Raw genomic sequence first — 21492 nt, 5'->3', positions numbered from 1 at the left:
AAAAAGCCACAGTTGCAGTTCAGGTATAACCTGAGCTTTAGCTGTGGCTTTTTTTCTTACATTAAAGCTACTTCACTAATAATAAATCTAATCTTTGTTGCAATTCTTGATTTGCAGGGTCCTTTAGAAGGGCAAGAAGTAACTCTTGAATTTGATCCATCTCTTTATAAGGTTCATTTTGTACATATTTGTCATGTATTCTGGTTTCCAAGGTATATCCATAATCGAACCCTAATGTTGAATACGTCGAAAGGGCAGCAACTTTACTCGCTTGCTCTACAGCAAGAATGCTTGGTGTTGAGGATCGTTCTAATTCCACTCTTAGACCGTCGAGTTCTGATGTCAGATTCAGGTCCAGCCTATCCATTAATCTGTTATGACTTACGTTGTTATTGAATTGAAATAAATTTAGTGTCAATAATACTGCAGCAATAATCAATAATAATATCTTGATGTTTTTGTTTTTCATTGCTCTCCTATTACCCTCCTTTAGGAAAAGAAATTGCAGGTACAACAGATAATGTCGACTCGGCATGTGCGTATAAGGAATATGTATCTGAAATAGTTGAAGTACTGATGTATCAGGTAATATTTTCTAGCTAAGATGATATTAAAGTAATTAATTTTAATTGAACCATACGGAGGTTTTCGTTGAGGAGCAGGGCAGGGGTTACGGGTATACTTGTTACGCCTCATCTGAGAGCATATTATAGTTTTCATTCGCGGGTATGACGGACTCCAGAGTCGTTATTTGGGCTATTTCGAGTCCAATTTCGATTTATCGGACTCCATGTACGTTATTAGCTGCAAATGTTCTCCAAAAGGTGGTTTTTTAAGTGAATAAGGTCTTTATAGTCCGCCTAACCCAATAAGATGTGCAATTTGCTTAAATAGGGTCATTTCAGTCCGCGCCTTCGCTTCCGGCCACGTTCACTTATAGAACGTTAGCTCGGGGCGTTTTTTAATTATGGGATGAAGTATTAATTGTGTGAAATAGACAGGGGATTAAGTATCGTATTGATTTATGAAATCAAATAATTTCACTTAATTTTATTTTCAGTAAATTCATGTTTGTTTTCAGTGTTTTCAACGATGTATCCGCTTTATTTGGGCTCTAAATCTCTAATTTTCACCTGATTTTAGGTCGAATTTATAGGGTACTGCAATCGCTTACAGAGATTTAGAATATAGACATAGAGAGGAGGGGCTTTATGAAAGCGGACACAGTAACTTCTCAAATCCCGCCGGATACCCGAACACGCAACAAAAAGCCTGCTTCAGGAGGACGGTTTTGGAGAAGCTTTAAGAATCAAAAGTACTTATGGATGATGTCGATACCTTTTGTGATCTGGGCATTCGTCTTCAGTTATCTCCCGTTATGGGGCTGGACGATGGCTTTTCAAAAGTACAAGCCCGCACGTGGCTTTTTTGAACAAGAATGGGTAGGTTTTGAACACTTTAAGACACTGTTCAGTGACTCGCAATTCCTTCTGGCGCTGCGTAATACGCTGGCGATGAGTGGAATGGGCTTAGTCGCAGGATTTATCTTTCCAATAACGTTTGCAATATTGCTCAATGAAGTGCGTCTTGGCTTCTTTAAAAGATTTGCTCAAACAGTCTCGTATTTGCCCCACTTTGTATCATGGGTGGTTGCAGCGGGGATTGTAACTAAAATGTTATCTGGTGAAAATGGTCTTGTAAACGATATCTTGTTAGGAATAGGATTCATAGACGCACCTATCCAGTTTATGGCCCAGGGCCATCTCTTCTGGGGAATCGTTACCTTATCGGATGTCTGGAAAGAGACCGGATGGAACGCCATCATCTACCTTGCAGCTATCGCAGGTATTGGGCCTGAATTGTACGAAGCGGCCCGGGTAGACGGTGCCAGCAGGCTTCGTCAGGTATGGCATATTACAATTCCGGGTATTCGCCCAACAATTACTGTACTACTCATTATGTCGGTGGGTAATTTGCTCAATATCGGCTTTGAGAAGCAATTCTTGCTCGGAAACAACCTCGTTACCGATTATTCTCAAGTGCTAGACTTGTATTCACTGAAATACGGACTGGGCATGGCGAGATATTCCTACGGTACTGCGATCAATATATTCAACTCAGTGATCAGTGTAATTCTACTGTTTACGATTAATGGAATCTTCAAACGTACAACAAAAGAGAGCCTTCTGTAGCACAGAAGGCCCTTCTACCCAATCGTGGCAGTAAATTGCCCTTTTCATGAAAGGAGAGCGTTACAGTGGGAAATTCAGCTATCACCGGAAAGTCATGGTCAGACCGGATCTTTGATTTCTTTGTATATTTTGTAGTACTGTTCGTGGTTGTAATCACGATTTATCCGTTTTTGAACGTGCTTGCCATCTCACTGAATGATTCAGTGGACAGTGTGCGCGGTGGAGTGACCATCTATCCCCGGGATTTTACCTGGGACAATTACCTAAAGATCTTCACTTTCTCCGGATTAATCACCGGGTTTAAAATATCCGCTTTGCGGACAATTATCGGTACTTTGTTCGGACTGATCAGTGCCTCGATGCTGGCGTTTACGATCAGCCGCCCTGACTTTGCAGGTCGCAAGTTTGTCTCCACATTCTTGGCAATGACCATGTATATCTCAGGAGGAATGATTCCAATCTATATGCTGATCAAGGATCTGCATATGATGAACAGCTTTGCAGTCTATGTATTGCCTGGACTGGTTAGTGCCTTTAACGTCTTCGTTATCCGCTCCTTCATCGACGGCCTGCCGTATGCGCTGCAGGAATCGGCGAAGCTGGATGGAGCCAATGACTTTACTATCTACTTCCGCGTTATTCTGCCATTGATGAAGCCAGCGCTAGCAACGATCGCGCTGTTCCTAGCAGTAGGTCAATGGAATGCTTGGTTTGATACTTATCTGTACAATGGTTCAAGCCCTAACTTGACCACATTGCAATATGAATTGATGAAGGTTCTACAGACCACAACAAGTGGTAACGGAGGCGACTACCGCTCCAACATTGCTTCGCTGGCTTCCAATCAGGTCTCGCCGGAGTCGCTCAAAATGGCGATTACGATTGTCGTAACCGTACCGATCCTGTTGGTTTATCCGTTCATTCAGAAGTATTTTGTTAAAGGTATGACACTTGGTGCTGTGAAGAGTTAATCACAGTTTAACGGGGGAGCTTAGTCTCCCCTATGCTTAAAACCTATTGTGTATCCGTTTTCTTTTGGCAAGCTGGGTAAAGTATTAACAGGTCTTCACCTGTGATACGATAGATAAACAATTTTAAGGAGGGTTTATTTAATGGGAAGTAATAGAAAGATAAAAGCCAAAGCTACGGCATTAACGCTCACTTCTATTATGCTGCTCGGTGTGCTTGCAGGCTGCGGCGGTAACAATGGCAACAATGGTAATGCTGCAGCTGGAAATACAGGCGGCAATGCAACTAATGCTGGAAATGCGACCAATGCGGCTGAGGATATTTCCCCGCTCACGATGACCTTTTTCAGTGCAGACCCTAACCCGAACTGGACAGGTATGCAAGATGAAGTTGGTAAAGTGATTACGGAAAAAACGGGAGTAACCCTAAATGCTGAATATGCAGTTGGTGATCCTCAACAAAAAGTAGCCTTGATCGCAGCGAGCGGCGAATATCCGGATTTGATCAGTGCTAAGACTGATGTCAGTAAGCTGGTGGATGCAGGCGCAATGCTTGATCTAACAGACCTGATTGAAAAATATGCTCCGAATATCAAAAAAGTATTGGGCGAAGAAGGCATGAAACGTTCACGTTACAGTGACGATGATCACGCGATTTATGCCATCCCTACCTATGCAGGTGTGGACAACAAATATTTTGATGCTGGTGGCGGATTTGAACTACAGCACCGTGCTGTTAAAGAAGCTGGATATCCTGCAATCAAAACTGTTCAAGATTATGAGAACGTAATCAAGGCTTACCTGGAAAAACATCCTACCGATGAAAATGGTAATAAAAACATCGGCCTGACTCTGAATGCAGATGATTGGTACATGTACATTACAGTAACTAACCCAGCATTTATTACTACTGGTTCTCCTGACGATGGTGAATATGCGATTGATATCGACACCCAAGAAGTAACTTATCACTTCCGTCGTCCGGCTGAAAAAGAATATTTCCGCTGGCTCAACCACATGAACGATATCGGATTGCTTGATCCAGAAAGTTTCGTTCAAAAGTATGATCAGTACAAAGCTAAAATCGCTACCGGCCGCGTTATTGGTTTGATTGACCAAGACTGGGGTTATGGCGATGGAGAAAGAGCATTGAAAGCTGAAGGCAAGCTGGATCAAGGCTATGGACACTATCCTGTAACCTTGTCTGAGGAGTACAAAGAAACCTCCTTCTGGCCTACAGGCTTCATGGGTGGTAACGGAATTGGGATCAGCGTAGATGCTAAAGATCCAGTTCGTGCGATTAAATTCCTGGACTACCTAGCTTCCGACGAAGGTCAAGTATTGGTTAACTGGGGTATTGAAGGCAAACACTACAATGTTGTTGATGGCAAACGTGTCATTCCTGAAGATGTGAACGACCGTAAATATAATGACACTACCAACTTCCAAAAAGAAACTGGTTTGGGTAATGTCGGATCAAACTATGCATTGCTGAGCGCTCACTATGGCGACGGTGTATTGGATCCATCTGGTAACTACTACACAACTCGTTTCCCTGAGCAAGTAACCGTAGGTTACAATGCGGTTGAAAAAGAAACACTTGCTGCTTACAAAGCAACAACTTGGAAAGACCTCTTCCCAAGTGAAGATGAGTTCAAAGTTAAACCTTGGGGCGCAGCATGGAACATCACGATTCCTGGGGATAGCGAAATTGTCGTTCTTGACAACAAGCTGAAGGATATCAGTTGGAAACGGATCCCAGAAGCAATTTTGTCTAAACCAGCTGATTTCGATAAAGTTTGGGATGCTTACATGGCTGAGCTTGATAAAGCTGGTGTAACGAAAGCTGAAGATTTGCGTGAAGAGCTGGTTAAACAACGCGTGAAACTTTGGAATGATTAATTATTAAATTTCGTCTAATCCAATAAAAGCATGAAGATGGCGGGAAGTCCGAACGAAAGTCCGGGCCTCCCGCTGATTGCTTTTCACCGGTAATAACAGGACAGGAGGAATATACATGGGAGAGAGCAAGAACTCCGGACGGCATGAGTTATGGTACAAGCAGCCGGCGGCTGGATGGGAAGAGGCGCTGCCCGTAGGTAACGGCAGGCTGGGCGGCATGGTCTTTGGTGGAATCGAAGAAGAACGGATTCAATTAAATGAAGACACTCTATGGTCAGGTTTCCCGCGGGATAAAGCCAACTATGAGGCACTGCGGCATTTGGCTCCAGCTAAACAGCTAGTTGCAGAGGGGAAATACAAGGAAGCAGAAGCACTGGTGGACGCCAAAATGTTAGGCAGCCGGACGGAATCCTATCAACCGCTTGGAGATTTGCGATTGAAGTTTAATTTTGCAGGTCCTGTAGAGGATTACCGGAGAGAGCTTGATCTGGATCAGGCGTTGGCTACGGTAACCTATACTGCCGGTGGTGTAAGGATCGTACGTGAAGTATTGGCCAGCAGACCGGATGACATTATAGCTCTTCATATCCGTGCTGAGGGGGGGGAGGGCCAAGCTACTCTGCCAGATTTCTGGGCGGATCTGGCATCACCACATCCTTTCAACTCGGAGATTACTCCGGATGGCATGCTGATTATGACTGGCCGTGCCCCGTCGCATGTGGCTGATAACTACGTAGGGGATCACCCGCGTGCCGTATTATATGAAGAGGGGCTTGGCATAAGTTTTGCTGCGGTTATGGAGATCCAGACGGAAGGTGGGACTTGTGTAGCGGAGAACGGCTCGCTGTTGATTTCTGGCGCGCACTCCATTACCCTTCGTCTGGCTGCGGCAACCGATTATGCCGGGTATGACCGGATGCCGGGAAGCGGTGGCAAGCTGCCAGCGGAGTTGTGCCTAGTGCAGTTAGCTTCAGCCTCTAAAGCATACGCAGAGCTTAAGCAGCGCCACTTAGAGGATCATCAATCCTTGTTCCACCGTGTGGAGTTGACGCTTGCATCTGCTGCTTCCCGAGGAGAGCTTCCGACTGATGAGCGCCTGGTACAATACCGCGAAGGACAGGCAGATCCTGAACTGGAAGCGTTGCTGTTCCAGTATGGCCGCTACCTGATGATTGCTGGCTCACGGCCGGGGACGCAAGCTCTGAATCTGCAGGGCATTTGGAATCCCTATATTCAGCCACCATGGAACAGCAATTATACGACAAATATAAACACCGAAATGAATTATTGGCCAGCCGAGTTATGCGGATTGGGTGAATGCCATGAACCTTTAATAGATTTTATCACGGAGCTTAGCGTGGCTGGCAGCCGTACAGCGAGTATTCATTATGCCGCACGTGGCTGGACAGTACACCATAATACCGATTTGTGGCGGATGACTTCTCCATCAGACGGTAAGGCGATGTGGGCTTTTTGGCCGATGGGCGGGGTATGGCTCTCTCGCCATCTATGGGAGCGTTACGCTTTTCGTCCAGATGAGGACTATTTGCGCACAGCTTATCCCATACTAAAGGGAGCCGCATTGTTTTGTCTGGATTGGCTAGTAGAGCTGCCTGATGGAAGATGGACGACAGGTTTGTCTACCTCGCCAGAGAATGTATTTCTGACTGCTGACGGCACACCATGCAGTGTCTCGGCTGGCTCAGCTATGGATTTATCGCTTATCGCTGAGTTGTTCAAGCACTGCATTCAGGCTGCTGATATTTTAAATACCGATGTAGAGCTGCGTCAGGAGCTTATGCAGAAACAGAAACAGCTTGCCCACCAAGGGATCGCACCGGACGGAACTGTCCGCGAATGGAATGAGGATTTTGCTGAACAAGAGCCTGGGCATCGTCATGTTTCTCATTTGTATGACCTGTACCCTGGGAACGTAATTAGCCCTTCCTCCACACCAGAGCTAGCGGAGGCGGCAGCCTTAACACTGAAGAAACGTATAGAACATGGAGGTGGCCATACAGGCTGGAGCGCAGCATGGTTGCTTAATCTTTATGCGCGTCTGAAGGATGGCGATAGTGCGGTTAGCTGTCTACGTCGCATTTTGCAAGATTCCAGTTTGCCGAACCTGTTCGGAAATCATCCTCCGTTTCAGATTGATGGAAACTTCGGCACTACAGCCGGAATAGCAGAAATGCTTTTGCAGAGTCATCAGGAGGGTCTGGAACTATTACCTGCTCTTCCAGAGGAATGGTCTGAAGGCAGCGTGAAAGGGTTGGTGGCACGTGGTGGCTTTGTCATGACTATAGAATGGAGCGGGGGCTGTTTAACAAGGGCAGAGGTTACCTCGACTCATGGCCGATCCTGCAGAATTGTTCAACACCAGCCTTTGCTCATTCAAAAACCGGATGGTACACAGATTGAAGGAGCGGGGCTGGAATTTGAAACAGTAATAGGAGAGACCTATATCATTACACCCCTAAAGAAATAATTCATATTGATCTGGTTTAGAGGCTGTTCTCAGAGTAGAATTATTCTACAGAGAACAGTCTTTTTTTGCCCAAGTCTTCATTATCTATTAAATGGAGGGTTTTGAATAAGTCTGTAGGAGCCGGAGGATCAGAATAATTATGTGGAAAAAACGCTTCACGTTGGCAAAAGTCATTCTTGGAGGAGTGATTATTTGCGCAGCCATTCCCCCGACATTGTATTGGACCTGGGGGCATGCTTATGCGGCCACGACTTCACCGACCGTTCGTTCTGTGAGTGAAATTGCCCAGAAGCTAACCGGTGCGATGAATAATCGTAGAGAGACTATCACTTTTACTTATGAGGGGAAAACCTCGAATTTAAAAACACAGATACAAACGGGTCTAGATCAAGCGATGAATAGCGATCCCTATTTGTATTACATCATAGATAGCTACGGATACACTTATCGAGGGAGCAAAAGTTCTGTAAAGGTTACGGTAGAAGTGAAATACTTGGAAACGCTGGAGCAGACCGCTTTTGTGAACAAAGAAGTAAAGGCAACGCTCAAGAAGATCATTACACCGGGCATGAATAATCATCAGAAGGTTAAGGCTATCCACGACTGGGTGGTGCTGCGTCTGAAGTATGATACCTCTTATCGTAAATATACGGCTTATGAAGGCCTGAAGAGTGGCAGTGCCGTTTGCCAAGGGTATTCGCTGTTGACCTATAAGCTGCTCAAGGAAGCGGGATTCAGTAATAAAATCGTCGAGGGCACTGCAAAACAGCCGGGAGGACGCAGCCAGTCTCATGCTTGGAATCTAGTGCTGCTCGAAGGGAGATGGTATCATCTCGACACAACTTGGGATGACCCGACACCTGATAAAGCCGGCGTGGTAAGCACCGCGTATTACTTGAAGACGGATGCACAAATGCGTCAGGACCATAGCTGGACGAAGTCTTATCCGGCAGCTTCGGTTGCCTATTATAAGACCTTGTCAGCACTTGTAGAGCGTGGAGGACAGAACGCCGGGGTGTATAAGCAGCTTCAGAAGGACCTTAATTATGAGCTGTATGCCGAGGAACGGATTGTACGTTCAGCAGCAGATTTAATTCAGCTGGCGAATAAGGCTGTCGCTTCAGGAGAGGGATCTTTATTATTCCGTTATCACGGTAGTGGAACCCAGCTGAAGAATGATCTACAGGAGTTATATAAACTTGGACTAGAGGAAGTGTCTTATTCTAGCACTTCTTTTGATAATACGGGTGATCTAAAAGTGTATGTGACTTGGGAATAGGCAAAGGGCTAAGTAAAATCAGGAGTTGAATATACTAGATTGATTTATATAAAAAGGGATATCCCGCAGCCTTTCAGGCTTCTGGATATCCATTTTTGCGGAGTCTATTTATTCTGGGTGAGTACTAAGATCGCATTTTTCCAAAGGAATAATATTACTCTTGCGGAAGAAGCGATAGCCGGCCCAAATCAAGACGAATAATGGCAGGCTGATATAGGAAACGGCAATACCGTACCAGTCGATGTTTCCACCTGAGAAGGCACCCATATTCTGGCCAAGGATGGCTACCGTACAAAGTACTAAGGCAAATATAGGCCCAAACGGGAACCATCTAGCCCGGTAAGGCAGCTCATCAAGGGAATGACCTTGAGCTATAAAGGCGCGTCTGAAACGATAATGGCAGACAGCGATGCCGAGCCAGTTAATAAATCCACACATACCGGAAGCATTAAGCAACCAGTTGTATACAGCACCATCACCAAAGAATGATGCTAAAAAGGCTAACATACCAACGGCTGTGGTCACGAGCAAAGCACCAACAGGAACACCGCGGCGATTAAGCTTGCCTAGAGCACGTGGAGCCATTCCATCCTTAGCCATAGCGTACAGGACGCGGGTGGAGGCGTACATTCCCGAGTTCCCGGCTGACAATACGGAGCTGAGAATGACAGCATTCATGACGGATGCGGCAATAGCAAGTCCTGCTTTATTAAATACGATCGTAAACGGACTGACTCCGATATCATCAATACCACCGCGCAGCAGATCTGGATTCGTGTAAGGAATCAGCATTCCGATTACTAGTATAGCGAGGATATAAAAGATTAATATACGCCAGAAGACTTGGCGAATAGCAATAGGTACGTTACGGCGAGGGTTCTCACTCTCACCTGCTGCAACACCGATTAGCTCGGTGCCTTGGAAGGAGAATCCCGCAGCCATAAAGACACCGACGAAAGCGAAGAAGCCACCGTGGAACGAGCTGCCCCCGATCTGGAAATTGCTGAAGCCTACGGCTTTTCCGCCCATGATTCCGAAAATCATCAAAACTCCGACAATAAGGAAGGCGATAACAGTAATAATTTTGATAATGGCAAACCAATATTCTGATTCTCCGTATCCACGAGCAGATAGGAAATTAAGACCGAACATCAGCAGCAGGAACACGAGACTCCAGAGAAAGGAGGGACTGTCCGGGAACCAATATTTAATAATGACGGTGGCGGCAGACAATTCTGCTGCAATCGTAACCGCCCAGTTATACCAGAAGTTCCAGCCGATGGCGAACCCAAAAGCGGGGCTGACGAAACGCGTGCCGTAAGTGCTGAATGAGCCCGAATCCGGCAAATAGGTAGCGAGCTCTCCCAGACTGGTCATGAGGAAATAAACCATAACACCAACAGCCGTATAGGCTAGAAGTGCTCCACCGGGTCCGGCTGAAGCGATAGCGCCACCACTGGCCAGGAAGAGTCCAGTACCAATAGATCCTCCAAGCGCAATCATGGTCAAATGCCTTGCTTTAAATGATTTTTTTAGCTCAGGCGGGTTACCTACGTTGCCTTGTGCTAGATTTTGCTGCTTGCCCTGCATGATTTGACACTCCTTATGATCTAATCTTTCAATTCATGAACGGGGAGTGCTGAGCTGCTTCCTCCCGCAGAGCGGGAGAGTGTATTTGGTGGTCTCCATAAGGTTATGGACAAACACTAAATATACAAATTCTGTAAACGCAAAGAAACCGCAGACTATATCTGCGGTTTCCATCTATACAGCTCCGCATCATACTCCCTGTGAAGATAGCGCAACACATTATGACCTGCTGCTATGCAGGTTATACAATGTGACAGTTCCGTGCCTTTCGGCAACGGCCCCAGCCTGCACCGCTGTAAGAGCGACAGTGCAGACTTCGGCAGATATTCCTTTCGACGCGATTCATAGACGGCTCTAACGTCTCCACGCGCGTACTCTTTATATCCGCGACCTCTACCTCATCTTAGTATGACGAGGCTATCTTTACTTCATTCATTTATAAACAACAGGAATTAGTATAAAGCAAGTTCGCAAGTCAAGCAATGACAAAATCCGGTAGGGAATGTTAGCTGCGACGACGCTCTGACATTTGCTGCCAAACGGTACCCGCCGCTGCTTCACCGGAAGCGATACGTTCCAAAGCCATTTTGGCCTGAAGTCCAACCTCGAATTCCGGATCTTCCGCCGCAACTGACAGCGCTTCTTGGGCATCGGATGTGCCCACCTCATAGAGGAAACGAGCTGCGCGCCAGCGGACAAGCTTGCTCTTATCTGTCAGTGCCGCCGTCATCACTGGCGTGGCGGCAGGATCGCCGATGTCGGACAGCGTATCGCCTGCCGTACGTCTCACGGCTGGCGCGCTGTCTGCCATCGCCTCATAGAGCAGCTCCATCGCTTCAGGCGTGCGAAGGTCGCCTAGATACACGACCGCAAGCCTGCGAATATGCAGCTTGGGATCGTGCAGCGCCGCCTTAAGCTCCGGCAGGAGCTCCGCCGTCGGCGTAAGATCCTCCAGCGCGGCGTAGCGCACGCGCCAATCCTCATGCTTCAGGTCTCGCAGCAGCTCATCCTGACTGCGGGTTCGTCTCTGCTCGACGAACTCACCTTCGGCGCCGTGCGCAATGGCTTGCTGCACGAGAGAGTCGAGGCGTTCCTGCGGATACGCCGCTTCGACCTCTTGCTCCACCTCGCGTGCAATCTCCGCGGGCTCGCCATAACGCACGCCGTAATCAGTGAGCTTACGCTCTTTAATCATCACGGCGCTAGCCACATCCATAACCGCCTTCGTGAAGCGGTTTGCTAAGGAGATGCGCTCTTCATTCGCGCCGGTCTTAACGCGGATTTGCAGCGGAATTCCGCGGAACATCTGGACGAAGACTTGAGCTTCGCCGAAATGAGCGCCAGCGTTCTCATCGGCAAGATTCCAATCGTCATTTAAGCCTTCGCTGTTGCCGAAGCGGTTCTGGACTTCTCTTAGAATCGCTGCCCAATCCGCATTGCCCTTGCGTTCGAGCGCTGCAAAGTCAGCAGCGTGATAGATGCTAATAACGCCCGGTATCGTTAACATTTCGCGTGCCCAGGCCGGTGCGGAACGTTCACTTTCTGGTGTATAGGTTCTGCGGATTCCAGGTTCCAGACTTTCGTCCAAATGAAGCTTCATCGTATTTGGACTTGGAGTCGGTTCAATAAAAGTAATCTTCATACGTAGCTCCCCCTTGAACGGTATATGCACCGCCATACTTTATACACATATTATCTCATTTCTGGCGTGAAACACAAAAGGGTACTTAGATATTTTGCGGAAAAAGGGCGCACCATTACCAAGTAACTTGTATATTTTGCAAAATACTCTGCCGTTCAATATAGTTGTATTATATTCGCTAAAGTAAAGCATGCTCGGCAAACTTCTAAAGATGAGGTGCTCTATGGCTAAATTTCGCTACAATAACCTCGACAATGTGAGTACCGATAAAACACTTAAAGAGTTTCGTAAGTGGCGGGAGGAACGTCGACGGAAGAAAAAAGATTATTCATATGTAGTGCCAAGTACGCCGCCGAGGTTAGCTTATCTGGCGGAGAATCGCCTGGAGACCACCATTACGTGGATTGGGCATTCAACGTTTTTCCTTCAATATGAAGGGATGAATATCATTACTGATCCAATTTGGGCGAGAAGACTAGGCTTTGAAAAAAGATTAGGGCAACCCGGGATTCCGCTCAGCGAAGTGCCTCCCATTGACCTGATTCTGATCTCGCACTCTCATTATGACCACTTGCATATGGCTTCTATCCGTAAATTATATAGAGCAGGGACAACCCTTGTTGTTCCTATAGGCTTGAAACGAAAGATGCTCCGCAAAGGATTTCATAACTGCATAGAAATGGAATGGTGGCAGGAAAATACGCTAGGTAAAATTAAGCTTACCTTCGTGCCGACTCAGCACTGGACGCGGAGAACGCCTTGGGACACGAATACTTCTCATTGGGGAGGATACATTCTGCAGCCGATCGAATCGGATAGCGACAAGCTGCCTCCTAACCTGTATTTCGCAGGAGATAGCGGTTATTTTCCGGGTTTTAAGGAGATTGGGAGCCGCTATAAGCTTCATGTTGCACTCATGCCGATTGGAGCTTATGAACCGGAGTGGTTCATGACCTCGCAGCATGTAACCCCTGAAGAGGCTATACAAGCATTTGTAGATGTTGGAGCGGAGACCATGATTCCGATGCATTACGGCACCTATAGACTTGCTGATGATACGGCCCGGGAAGCGCTGGATCGGATGGAAAGTGCCCGGCTTAAACAGGGTATTTCTGAAGAACGAATCCGTACGCTCAGCTATGGCGAAACGCTTATTATACAACCCAAGAATCGCATAACTGGACAATAATTGAAAAAATTCCTCCTAACTGGCGACCTCTGTACAGCAGCTGGAATAACTTTAGTATTGGAGAGAACAGCTGAAAAGGCTATTTTACGGGCTTTTTGCTCTCTATTTATGCTATAATGAGCCGAAACCCTAAGTGAAAAGGATGGTAATGCGTAATGATTAGCACAAGCGGCGTAACACTCCGCTACGGAAAACGCGCTCTCTTTGAAGATGTAAACATAAAATTCACCCCTGGTAACTGCTACGGTTTGATTGGTGCCAATGGTGCCGGTAAATCAACCTTTCTGAAAATTCTGTCTGGTGAGATCGAAGCAAATACCGGTGAGGTACATGTTACACCGGGCGAACGTCTCGCAGTACTCAAACAGAACCATTTTGAGTATGATGAATTCCCAGTACTTGAGACCGTAATTATGGGTCATACACGTCTTTATGAAATTATGAAAGAAAAGGATGCGCTTTATGCGAAGTCCGATTTCACAGAAGCGGATGGCCTGCGTGCAGGGGAGCTTGAAGGTGAGTTCGCTGAGCTTAACGGCTGGGATGCTGAGCCAGATGCAGCTGCCATGCTGATTGGTCTCGGAATTATGCGTGAACTGCATGACAAAAAAATGGCCGAACTGAGCGGCAATGAAAAGGTACGGGTACTCTTGGCGCAAGCCTTGTTTGGCCGTCCAAATAACCTGCTGCTAGATGAGCCTACCAACCACTTGGATCTCGAATCTATTGGCTGGTTAGAGAACTTCCTCATGGACTATGAAGGTACTGTTATCGTCGTATCCCATGACCGTCACTTCCTGAATAAAGTATGTACGCATATTGCGGATATTGATTTTGGCAAAATCCAGATGTACGTCGGCAACTACGACTTCTGGTATGAGTCCAGTCAGCTTGCGCAAGCTTTGCAGCGTGATTCGAACAAGAAGAAGGAAGATAAAATCAAGGAATTGCAGGCATTTATCCAGCGTTTCTCGGCCAATGCTTCCAAGTCTAAACAAGCGACATCACGTAAGAAGCAACTTGAGAAAATTACACTGGACGACATTCGTCCGTCCAACCGTAAATATCCGTTCCTTAACTTCAAACCAGAACGTGAAGCGGGTAAACAATTGCTGACAGTCAGCGGATTGTCCAAAGCGGTTGAAGGTGAAAAGCTTCTTGATGAAATTAGCTTTGTAGTAAATAAAGGGGATAAGATTGCGTTTGTAGGCCCTTACTCCCAGCCTAAATCACTGCTGTTTGATGTGATCATGGGTGAGCAAGAAGCGGATGCGGGCGAATATACATGGGGAGTAACTACAACTCAAGCGTATTTCCCGAAAGACAACTCCAGCTATTTCGATGGTGTGGAAATGAATCTTGTAGAATGGCTACGCCAGTATTCTAAAGATCAGGACGAAACTTTCCTGCGTGGATTCTTGGGCCGTATGTTGTTCGCCGGAGAAGAAGCACTGAAGAAAGCAAGTGTGCTGTCCGGGGGCGAGAAGGTTCGCTGTATGCTGGCCAAAATGATGCTCAACGGCGCGAACGTGCTTGTGTTCGATGAACCAACCAATCACTTGGATCTGGAATCCATCACGGCACTTAATAACGGGCTGATCGATTTCGATGGCACGATTCTATTCACTTCCCATGACCATCAGTTCATCCAAACCATTGCTAACCGCATCATCGAGATTACACCTACAGGTGTAATTGATCGCTCCATGAGCTACGATGAATATTTGGAGAATCCAGAAATTAAGGAAATGCGCCAGCGCATGTATCCTGTAGAAGTATAATATTTAATTTCCGCTATGCGGAAGGAATCCATGAAGCAGCTACACTAATCCTTTTAGGATCAGGGTAGCTGTCTTTATAATTTCAATTTTGAAAAGTTATTCACAAGTAGAATTCTACGGGGTGTATGCGGGGTTTCCAAGACAGGAGTCTTTAGCCCTTGAGGTTTCCCAAAGCGCATGTTTTCAGCTGGCTAATCGTACATTAAAGAGAAGCAATTATGAATTTGAAGAGTTCTAATCCATCCTATCAGGCAGGACGAACGTATAAACGGCTGCGTTTCCCCGAGGGATTCGCAGCCGTTTATGTTTAAGTATAAGTAAATACTAAGATCCGCCAGTACGACGGCGTTGGTTGTTAGGCTTTTTGTTATTTTGGCTTTTTAGCGGTTTGGCGGAACCGGCCTGAAATGTGGATCCAGGCTTGGAGGAAGATTGTTGCTTCTTCTGTTCCAGTTTTTTACGGATAGCTTCCGCTAAGTTGATTTTTCCTTTATCGTTGCTTTCGCTCATTATGATAACCTCCTTCGAAGCAAGTCCTTACACTTTATTCTAATTGTTTTTAAATGCTGCCACAAGGGCAAGAATAATTGAAAGAATTCTTTTCCGTATTTAAAATAATCGGGGAAAAGAGGGGGAGCCAAGAATGACTGATATTTACGAAGATATACGTAAAGGTGAACGAGGAGCTTGGGTGAGCATAGCGGCTTACCTCATCCTATCATCATTCAAGCTGGTTTGTGGTTATTTATTTGCATCTAGCGCACTCGTAGCGGACGGGGTCAACAATTTAACAGATATCGTAGCATCCATAGCTGTACTGGTGGGGTTACGGATTTCGCGGAAGCCACCTGACTCTGACCACGCTTATGGGCACTTCCGGGCAGAGACCGTAGCGGCGTTGTTGGCTTCTTTTATCATGGCGGTAGTGGGCCTTCAAGTGATTGTGGAGGCGGTGCGTTCCTTTTTCGATCGTACAAAAGAAACGCCGCAGCTCTGGTCGGCAGGGGTGGCTATTGTATGTGCAGTAGCTATGATGGGGGTATACATATATAACAAAAGACTGGCCAAACAAATTAACAGTGGGGCACTTATGGCAGCGGCTAAGGATAATTTTTCTGATGCAATGGTCAGTGTTGGAGCCGCAGTTGGGATTGTGGGTGCACAGTTTGGTTTGCCATGGATTGATTCCGCAGCAGCTGTTCTTGTCGGACTCATTATCTCCAAGACCGCTTGGGATATTTTTCGTGATTCGACCTATCGGCTTACCGATGGCTTTGATCAAGATAAATTGATGGATCTACGCAGTACGATTGCTCGAACGCCGGGAGTTGAAGAGATTAAAGATGTGAAGGCACGGGTTCATGGTAATCATGTGCATGTGGATGTTGTAGTGGAAGTGGATGCGAATATTTCTGTGACGGAAGGTCATGAAATAAGTGATTCCATCGAAGAAAGAATGAGCAAAATGCATAATATTATGAATGTGCAGGTGCACGTGGAACCTAAAAAATAAATCACGAAATGCTATATTAAGGAAAAATAACACATATTCAAGGAGAAATCGAGACTTTAGACCTGTGTGTTACCATAAAGTGGCATGATTATATGTGAAATTTGGAGCATGTTCCAAATCCCGGGCAAGCCTATAATGAGGGCATAAAGGAATAATGTAGTACAATCCTTTATTGAAATCTCATCATGGAATTTGGGGGAACGTATGATCAAATCACATAAGCAAATTACAGCATCTTTGTTAGTATCTGCTGCAATTGTTGCAGGTTTAGGAGTATCTGCTCCTGGACAAGCAGCGGCAGCCTCAAGTTCATCTAATTCAGTTACAGCAGCTTCAGCCGTTCAAACAGGTGTGATCGAGGCTAGTGTTCGCCTTCGCAGCACCCCTTCTACTGACGGAGAAATAGTGAAGTACTTGCAAAAGGGAGATCAAGTGCAGATCCTTTCGCAGCCGAACAGCTATTGGTATCAAGTAAAAACGGCTGATGGTTCAGTGGGTTATACAAGTGCAGGAGATAAATATATCAGTGTATCCTCTGCTTCAGTAACGACACCATCGGCACAAACTGGCACCATTAAGTATGGTGTGAATCTTCGAGTTTCACCTTCAACAAGCGGGAAAATAATGAAGCTTTTGAATAAGGGAGAAAAAGTAGAAGTTCTGGCGCAGCCTAACAGTTACTGGTATCAAGTTAAAGCGGCGGATGGTAGCATCGGATATATAAGTTCAAGTGAACAATATAGTACACTTTCAGGAAACGGTGGGGGATCTGGAACGGTAACACCAACACCAACACCAACGCCTACACCCAATCCACCTGTAACCACACCGGGGGCTTCAGCCCAAATCGAACGGGTGATTGCTGCAGGTATGGGATATCTAGGAACGCCTTATGAGTATGGCTCCAGCAGAAATGATACAAGCACCTTTGATTGCTCGGACTTCATCCGGCAAATTTTTATGGATGCAGCCAATCTCAAACTGCCGGCGGATTCCCGTCAACAGGGAGATTGGGTGAAGTCGAATAGTACGGTGGTTACGTCTATTTCCAATTTGAAGCGCGGCGACTTAATGTTCTTTATGGATTATAAGGGGAATTCTGCTTCTGCTTATGAGGGAATCGACAAATCTACAGCTAGAATATCGCATGTTGCAATGTATCTAGGAGATGGACAAGTTCTACAAACTTATTCCGTAGCTTCAGGCGGGGTAAGAGTAGATAAACTAAGCGCTTCTTGGATGAATCGTTTTCTCTACGGAGGTTCGGTCATTCGCTAAATATATGAAAATGCAGGAAGCGACAGCATCGCATGTTTGTGACGGGTGAACGATGGCGGGCGTACGCGCAAGAGGGCTATCCTTTTAGTAGAATTCTCTACTGAAGGGGTAGCTCTTCCTGTTTATCTGTTCAGAATATGTACTCTCCACATAAAAAAAGGGCAGTACCATCGGCCATTTTCTTGGCTCTTGGGACACCCCTTCTTCGCTTATTGATTAATTATGGCAAAATCACATTGGCTGATACAGGAACCTTAACCCATGCTTTTCCTAGCCAAGTGTAAATTTCTCTCCATTCATTACCCCAAGTATCCGAAATGACTTCACCTGTTGTATCAAGAGTCTGAACGCCAAGCCAGCCTGCTGGAATTATACCTCCGACTGAAAAGTAGAAAGGTGTTTTCTCAGTCAGCACTATTTGCGGTGTAGCTGGACTCATATCCGCTGGAGTAATAATGGTTTCAAAAGAATTGCTGTAAGTGCTTCCAGTTACGGTTGCAGGAGCCGTAGTAGTTCCTGTTACTTCAGCTGCTGAAGCTGTAGCTGCAATGGAAGCCATAAGTCCTAAGGCTACTGTAAGGCTGGCGATTTTTTTCATGTTTGGTTCCTCCTGTGGGGGTTGGATGTATTTTTTTCCAAAAGCGCTGTTTGTTAATAAGCTAGTAAACGTAATTGATGCGTGATGAACCACCCATTCAACATTTCTTATTTTCTCAAGTGACATCTGTGCAGGAATGACCTATACTTTCTGCATGATGAATAAGATATATGGATAGATATGGGAGGGATACAACAGTCACACCATTAATAAGAGGGGCTACATAGATCTGCCTCTGCGTCCCGTGAAGAGAGAAATTACAAACAGAACCAGGAAGACGAAGAACAGGATCTTAGCAAGACCAGCAGCGGCAGCTACTAGGTTGAAGAAACCAAAGATTCCGGCGATTACTGCGGCTACAAGTAGTATTGCGGACCATTTTAACATTACATATCACCTATCCTTTTTTGATTAATGTAGTCATTGTATAAACGGGGACTTTGATTTTGAAACAAAAGGGAAGAGGGACTCTTGACAACGCTCGACAAGATGTTTCGGCTTATGGGACCAGGGGTAACTATGCAGTATACAAGGCTGATTAGCCGATATTTATGAGATATGGAAGGGGTTATGAATATGATCATTGAACTTAGTGTAGCACTCGTCGCAATTGCATTCGCAGTACTTGTTTTCTTTTTAATTAAAACTTTAAAGTCGGCAAAGGATTCACTCGACAAAGTCAGCCAAACCTTGGTGGAAGTACAGAAGACGATGGATGAGCTTACTTATGAAGTGAAAACGACGGTCAGACACGCAAATGAAATCACTGCCGATGTACAGCATAAGATTCAGAAGATTGACCCAGTCATCGATTCTGTCAAGAATCTGGGTGATGTTATGAATGAGCTAACCTTAACAGTCAAACAAGTGTCAGTCACAGTGATCGAGAAATATCGTAAATCGCGTGAGCTGAAGGAGAAAAGTAAGGAAGTCTCTATAAAAGAAGCTCCGCTAACTCCTGCTGAAGAACGTACTGTTAACTCCTATGATGCCATTTATGCTGAGAAGTCACCGGGAAAAATAGCTACAGTGCTAAAAGGTGTAGACGTAGCTGCAACTCTTTGGAAGAAATTTCGTCATTAAGCATAAGATAGTAAGGCTTCTGTAATCGGTGGCTGCAGATAAGAAAGGTGGGACACAACATGAACATGATGATCCTTTTATTTGGTCTTCTTTTCCCATACTTTGATGCGTCTCCACAGTTGGTGCCTATCTCTACTTTTATTGAACAACCTAAGTCGGTTCTCGCATTTGAACATGCTTCAGAATCCAGCCCATATATAAATCGCTTTGATTCTCTGCAAGGTGTCGCTTTATACACCACAAAGGAAGAACTGCTTCTGACCAAAGGCAATCCGCTTGCGGTGACAAATGATCCATTGCTAGAGACAGTGGAGTACCATTACGCAGATGTGACAGTGGGTGTGGGCGAGGGTGTTGTACTTTATGTACATGTTGCACCTCCGCAAGCACAGCAGTTCGGTTTACATGTAGATGGCGTAGAAATCGATCCTTTAACAGATAATCTGCAAGATACTCTGGGCAAACCGTATTTTATAGCCGAAGATGGGGATGTATACCTGAGAGGGAATAACGCACTCAAAATATATCGAAATTTGGCGGGTGAATTTGAAGGAATTGATTTATTTGATAGTATTTCTTCCTAATCTGTTTCATATTTGAGCAAATTGGTTAATAAACATAGGCTGTCTTTAGAATAGAGTAACCTCCAGCCCCACTAGGTATAGTGGGGCTGGAGGTTACTTTGCTGAATACGTAAATTGATCCTATGACTATATTTACATATTATGAAAATAGAAATAACACTGTGAAATAGCGTATGATATAGTTAGTAGGTTTGCAGAATTTTACGGTCGTAATACTAATCGTGTGAGGTGAAGATGATGAGAATCTTAATCGTGGATGACAATCCGACTAATGTTATCATTATCCGTGAAATCCTGAAAAAAGAAGATTACCGAAATTTCGTAACCGCATCCTCTGCCAAAGAGATGCTGGAACGGCTTGGAATCGGTTCGGGGAGTGAAGATGGACGTCCCCGGATGTCAGATATTGATCTGATTTTACTGGATATGATGATGCCAGAAATGGATGGGATCGAAGCATGTCGTGTTGTGCAGCAATACGAACATCTTAAGGATATTCCAATAATAATGGTTACAGCTGTAGGTGATTCAAAGAAATTGGCCGAAGCGTTGGATGCAGGTGCAGTAGATTATGTTACGAAACCTATTAATAAAGTGGAGCTAATGGCCCGGATTCGGCTTGCTCTGCGGTTGAAACGTGAGAAAGATTGGCATAAGGAACGGGATCAGCGGATTCAGGAGGAATTGAGACTGGCTGCACTCGTGCAGAATGCTGTACTCAGCCTACCCCTGCAGGAAGAGAATTTCGAGGTGCATGCTATCTATCAGCCTTCCTCTGAATTGGCGGGTGATTTATATGCCTGGTATCCCCTTGGGGATGGCCGATATGGCGTAATCCTCCTGGACATTATGGGACACGGTATATCGTCCTCTCTTTTTTGCATGTTCCTTGCGTCAGTATTAAAGGATACGGTAACTACCTATGTAGAGCCGGAAAAGGTAATTCAGGAACTCAATCGAAGGTTTAACCAACTTTATATTGAGAAAAAGCTGATTCAATATTATTTTACGACGATTTATCTTGTGATCGACACTCGTATAAAGCGTATTGACTACGTTAACGCCGGGCATCCACCTGCGCTATTTTTTGAGGGCGCAGCTAAGACTCCGGTCTTGCTGGAAAGTAATTGTCACCCTGTAGGCCTGTTTGAACGGATTGATATTCAGCCTCAGAGCTTGACCTACGAAGATGAAGGGCATTTGGTTCTCTATACAGATGGTCTGCTGGAGCTGGTTGAGGGTGAACAGGAAGAGCAGCTGAAGTTTATGATTAAGCATTTAAATGTTGAGCATGAATGGAAGGAAGAAACTATACGGGCTGCTTTTTTTAATGCTGATGTTCCTAAAGAGCGTGACGATGACAAATGTATAGTGTGGATCTCACTGAAGAAGGGAACAGAATGAG

The 21492-nt window shown here is 45.5% G+C and carries 18 protein-coding genes and 1 riboswitch; of the genes, 12 read left to right on the top strand and 6 right to left on the bottom strand.

Features of this window, described 5'->3' with window-relative positions:
• Nucleotides 1-67: 67 nt before the first annotated feature.
• Nucleotides 68-469, bottom strand: coding sequence for a hypothetical protein (locus MHH46_RS27850; RefSeq protein WP_076128704.1), 402 nt, complete (start codon nt 467-469; stop codon nt 68-70).
• Nucleotides 470-1211: 742 nt separating this feature from the next.
• Here MHH46_RS27850 and MHH46_RS27845 point away from each other — a divergent pair.
• From MHH46_RS27845 to MHH46_RS27825, 5 genes are all read left to right on the top strand, one after another.
• Nucleotides 1212-2192 carry a sugar ABC transporter permease gene (locus tag MHH46_RS27845; protein WP_076128702.1) on the top strand — a complete coding sequence of 327 codons (981 nt, stop codon included), beginning with the start codon at nt 1212-1214 and terminating at the stop codon, nt 2190-2192.
• A 65-nt stretch (nt 2193-2257) separates the two neighbouring features.
• Entirely contained in the window at nt 2258-3163 is a 906-nt protein-coding gene (locus MHH46_RS27840; RefSeq protein ID WP_076128700.1) for a carbohydrate ABC transporter permease, read from the top strand.
• A gap of 141 nt (nt 3164-3304) precedes the next feature.
• On the top strand, nt 3305-5062 hold the full coding sequence (locus MHH46_RS27835) for an ABC transporter substrate-binding protein (protein ID WP_080742630.1): 1758 nt from the start codon (nt 3305-3307) through the stop codon (nt 5060-5062).
• 115 nt (nt 5063-5177) lie between these two features.
• The gene (locus tag MHH46_RS27830; protein ID WP_076128698.1) at nt 5178-7550 is read left to right on the top strand and encodes a glycosyl hydrolase family 95 catalytic domain-containing protein; all 2373 of its coding nucleotides are present in this window, start codon (nt 5178-5180) and stop codon (nt 7548-7550) included.
• A 139-nt stretch (nt 7551-7689) separates the two neighbouring features.
• Nucleotides 7690-8829: a transglutaminase domain-containing protein gene (locus MHH46_RS27825; RefSeq protein ID WP_076128696.1), complete on the top strand. Its 1140-nt coding sequence runs from the start codon at nt 7690-7692 to the stop codon at nt 8827-8829.
• 108 nt (nt 8830-8937) lie between these two features.
• On the opposite strand, the gene MHH46_RS27820 is transcribed toward MHH46_RS27825, so the two are convergent.
• The gene (locus tag MHH46_RS27820; protein WP_076128694.1) at nt 8938-10419 is read right to left on the bottom strand and encodes an amino acid permease; all 1482 of its coding nucleotides are present in this window, start codon (nt 10417-10419) and stop codon (nt 8938-8940) included.
• A gap of 199 nt (nt 10420-10618) precedes the next feature.
• Nucleotides 10619-10823, bottom strand: a riboswitch (Lysine riboswitch).
• 101 nt (nt 10824-10924) lie between these two features.
• The gene (locus MHH46_RS27815; protein WP_076128692.1) at nt 10925-12061 is read right to left on the bottom strand and encodes a virulence factor; all 1137 of its coding nucleotides are present in this window, start codon (nt 12059-12061) and stop codon (nt 10925-10927) included.
• A gap of 223 nt (nt 12062-12284) precedes the next feature.
• Here MHH46_RS27815 and MHH46_RS27810 point away from each other — a divergent pair, with 223 nt between their 5' ends.
• Both MHH46_RS27810 and MHH46_RS27805 read left to right on the top strand, forming a co-directional pair.
• Nucleotides 12285-13250 carry an MBL fold metallo-hydrolase gene (locus MHH46_RS27810; RefSeq protein WP_076128690.1) on the top strand — a complete coding sequence of 322 codons (966 nt, stop codon included), beginning with the start codon at nt 12285-12287 and terminating at the stop codon, nt 13248-13250.
• Nucleotides 13251-13405: 155 nt separating this feature from the next.
• Nucleotides 13406-15031, top strand: coding sequence for an ABC-F family ATP-binding cassette domain-containing protein (locus MHH46_RS27805; RefSeq protein ID WP_036680232.1), 1626 nt, complete (start codon nt 13406-13408; stop codon nt 15029-15031).
• 324 nt (nt 15032-15355) lie between these two features.
• Here MHH46_RS27805 and MHH46_RS27800 read toward each other — a convergent pair whose 3' ends face one another.
• Nucleotides 15356-15541, bottom strand: a complete 186-nt coding sequence (locus MHH46_RS27800; RefSeq protein WP_036680230.1) for a hypothetical protein — start codon at nt 15539-15541, stop codon at nt 15356-15358.
• A gap of 133 nt (nt 15542-15674) precedes the next feature.
• Between MHH46_RS27800 and MHH46_RS27795 the strand changes: the two genes are divergently transcribed.
• Entirely contained in the window at nt 15675-16544 is an 870-nt protein-coding gene (locus tag MHH46_RS27795; protein ID WP_076128688.1) for a cation diffusion facilitator family transporter, read from the top strand.
• Between the two features lie 204 nt (nt 16545-16748).
• Nucleotides 16749-17822 (top strand): SH3 domain-containing C40 family peptidase, encoded by a 1074-nt coding sequence (locus MHH46_RS27790; RefSeq protein ID WP_076128686.1) that lies wholly within the window; start codon nt 16749-16751, stop codon nt 17820-17822.
• A gap of 220 nt (nt 17823-18042) precedes the next feature.
• Here the strand turns inward: MHH46_RS27790 and MHH46_RS27785 are convergent, their stop codons facing one another.
• Together MHH46_RS27785 and MHH46_RS27780 are read right to left on the bottom strand one after the other, a co-directional pair.
• Nucleotides 18043-18420, bottom strand: a complete 378-nt coding sequence (locus MHH46_RS27785) for a hypothetical protein (protein ID WP_076128684.1) — start codon at nt 18418-18420, stop codon at nt 18043-18045.
• 219 nt (nt 18421-18639) lie between these two features.
• The gene (locus tag MHH46_RS27780) at nt 18640-18807 is read right to left on the bottom strand and encodes a DUF1328 domain-containing protein (protein ID WP_076193659.1); all 168 of its coding nucleotides are present in this window, start codon (nt 18805-18807) and stop codon (nt 18640-18642) included.
• 189 nt (nt 18808-18996) lie between these two features.
• Here MHH46_RS27780 and MHH46_RS27775 point away from each other — a divergent pair, with 189 nt between their 5' ends.
• The 3 genes from MHH46_RS27775 to MHH46_RS27765 all read left to right on the top strand — a co-directional run bounded on the left by MHH46_RS27775 (nt 18997) and on the right by MHH46_RS27765 (nt 21491).
• On the top strand, nt 18997-19503 hold the full coding sequence (locus MHH46_RS27775; RefSeq protein ID WP_036680224.1) for a DUF948 domain-containing protein: 507 nt from the start codon (nt 18997-18999) through the stop codon (nt 19501-19503).
• Nucleotides 19504-19562: 59 nt separating this feature from the next.
• Nucleotides 19563-20087 (top strand): hypothetical protein, encoded by a 525-nt coding sequence (locus MHH46_RS27770; protein ID WP_076128682.1) that lies wholly within the window; start codon nt 19563-19565, stop codon nt 20085-20087.
• 237 nt (nt 20088-20324) lie between these two features.
• Complete coding sequence (locus MHH46_RS27765) at nt 20325-21491, top strand: SpoIIE family protein phosphatase (protein WP_076128679.1); 1167 nt, start codon at nt 20325-20327, stop codon at nt 21489-21491.
• Nucleotide 21492 lies beyond the last annotated feature (1 nt).

The organism is Paenibacillus sp. FSL H8-0175, from assembly GCF_045040615.1.
Taxonomy (GTDB): Bacteria; Bacillota; Bacilli; order Paenibacillales; family Paenibacillaceae; genus Paenibacillus_AQ; species Paenibacillus_AQ odorifer.
This window is presented reverse-complemented; position numbering and strand designations above follow the sequence as displayed.

Coding starts and splice junctions, on each gene's coding strand:
- MHH46_RS27770 (WP_076128682.1), top strand. CDS start 19,563: ATGAACATGATGATCCTTTTATTTGGTCTTCTTTTCCCATACTTTGAT.
- MHH46_RS27785 (WP_076128684.1), bottom strand. CDS start 18,420: ATGAAAAAAATCGCCAGCCTTACAGTAGCCTTAGGACTTATGGCTTCC.
- MHH46_RS27825 (WP_076128696.1), top strand. CDS start 7,690: ATGTGGAAAAAACGCTTCACGTTGGCAAAAGTCATTCTTGGAGGAGTG.
- MHH46_RS27775 (WP_036680224.1), top strand. CDS start 18,997: ATGATCATTGAACTTAGTGTAGCACTCGTCGCAATTGCATTCGCAGTA.
- MHH46_RS27805 (WP_036680232.1), top strand. CDS start 13,406: ATGATTAGCACAAGCGGCGTAACACTCCGCTACGGAAAACGCGCTCTC.
- MHH46_RS27780 (WP_076193659.1), bottom strand. CDS start 18,807: ATGTTAAAATGGTCCGCAATACTACTTGTAGCCGCAGTAATCGCCGGA.
- MHH46_RS27820 (WP_076128694.1), bottom strand. CDS start 10,419: ATGCAGGGCAAGCAGCAAAATCTAGCACAAGGCAACGTAGGTAACCCG.
- MHH46_RS27795 (WP_076128688.1), top strand. CDS start 15,675: ATGACTGATATTTACGAAGATATACGTAAAGGTGAACGAGGAGCTTGG.
- MHH46_RS27800 (WP_036680230.1), bottom strand. CDS start 15,541: ATGAGCGAAAGCAACGATAAAGGAAAAATCAACTTAGCGGAAGCTATC.
- MHH46_RS27815 (WP_076128692.1), bottom strand. CDS start 12,061: ATGAAGATTACTTTTATTGAACCGACTCCAAGTCCAAATACGATGAAG.
- MHH46_RS27850 (WP_076128704.1), bottom strand. CDS start 469: ATGAAAAACAAAAACATCAAGATATTATTATTGATTATTGCTGCAGTA.
- MHH46_RS27845 (WP_076128702.1), top strand. CDS start 1,212: ATGAAAGCGGACACAGTAACTTCTCAAATCCCGCCGGATACCCGAACA.
- MHH46_RS27810 (WP_076128690.1), top strand. CDS start 12,285: ATGGCTAAATTTCGCTACAATAACCTCGACAATGTGAGTACCGATAAA.
- MHH46_RS27830 (WP_076128698.1), top strand. CDS start 5,178: ATGGGAGAGAGCAAGAACTCCGGACGGCATGAGTTATGGTACAAGCAG.
- MHH46_RS27765 (WP_076128679.1), top strand. CDS start 20,325: ATGAGAATCTTAATCGTGGATGACAATCCGACTAATGTTATCATTATC.
- MHH46_RS27835 (WP_080742630.1), top strand. CDS start 3,305: ATGGGAAGTAATAGAAAGATAAAAGCCAAAGCTACGGCATTAACGCTC.
- MHH46_RS27790 (WP_076128686.1), top strand. CDS start 16,749: ATGATCAAATCACATAAGCAAATTACAGCATCTTTGTTAGTATCTGCT.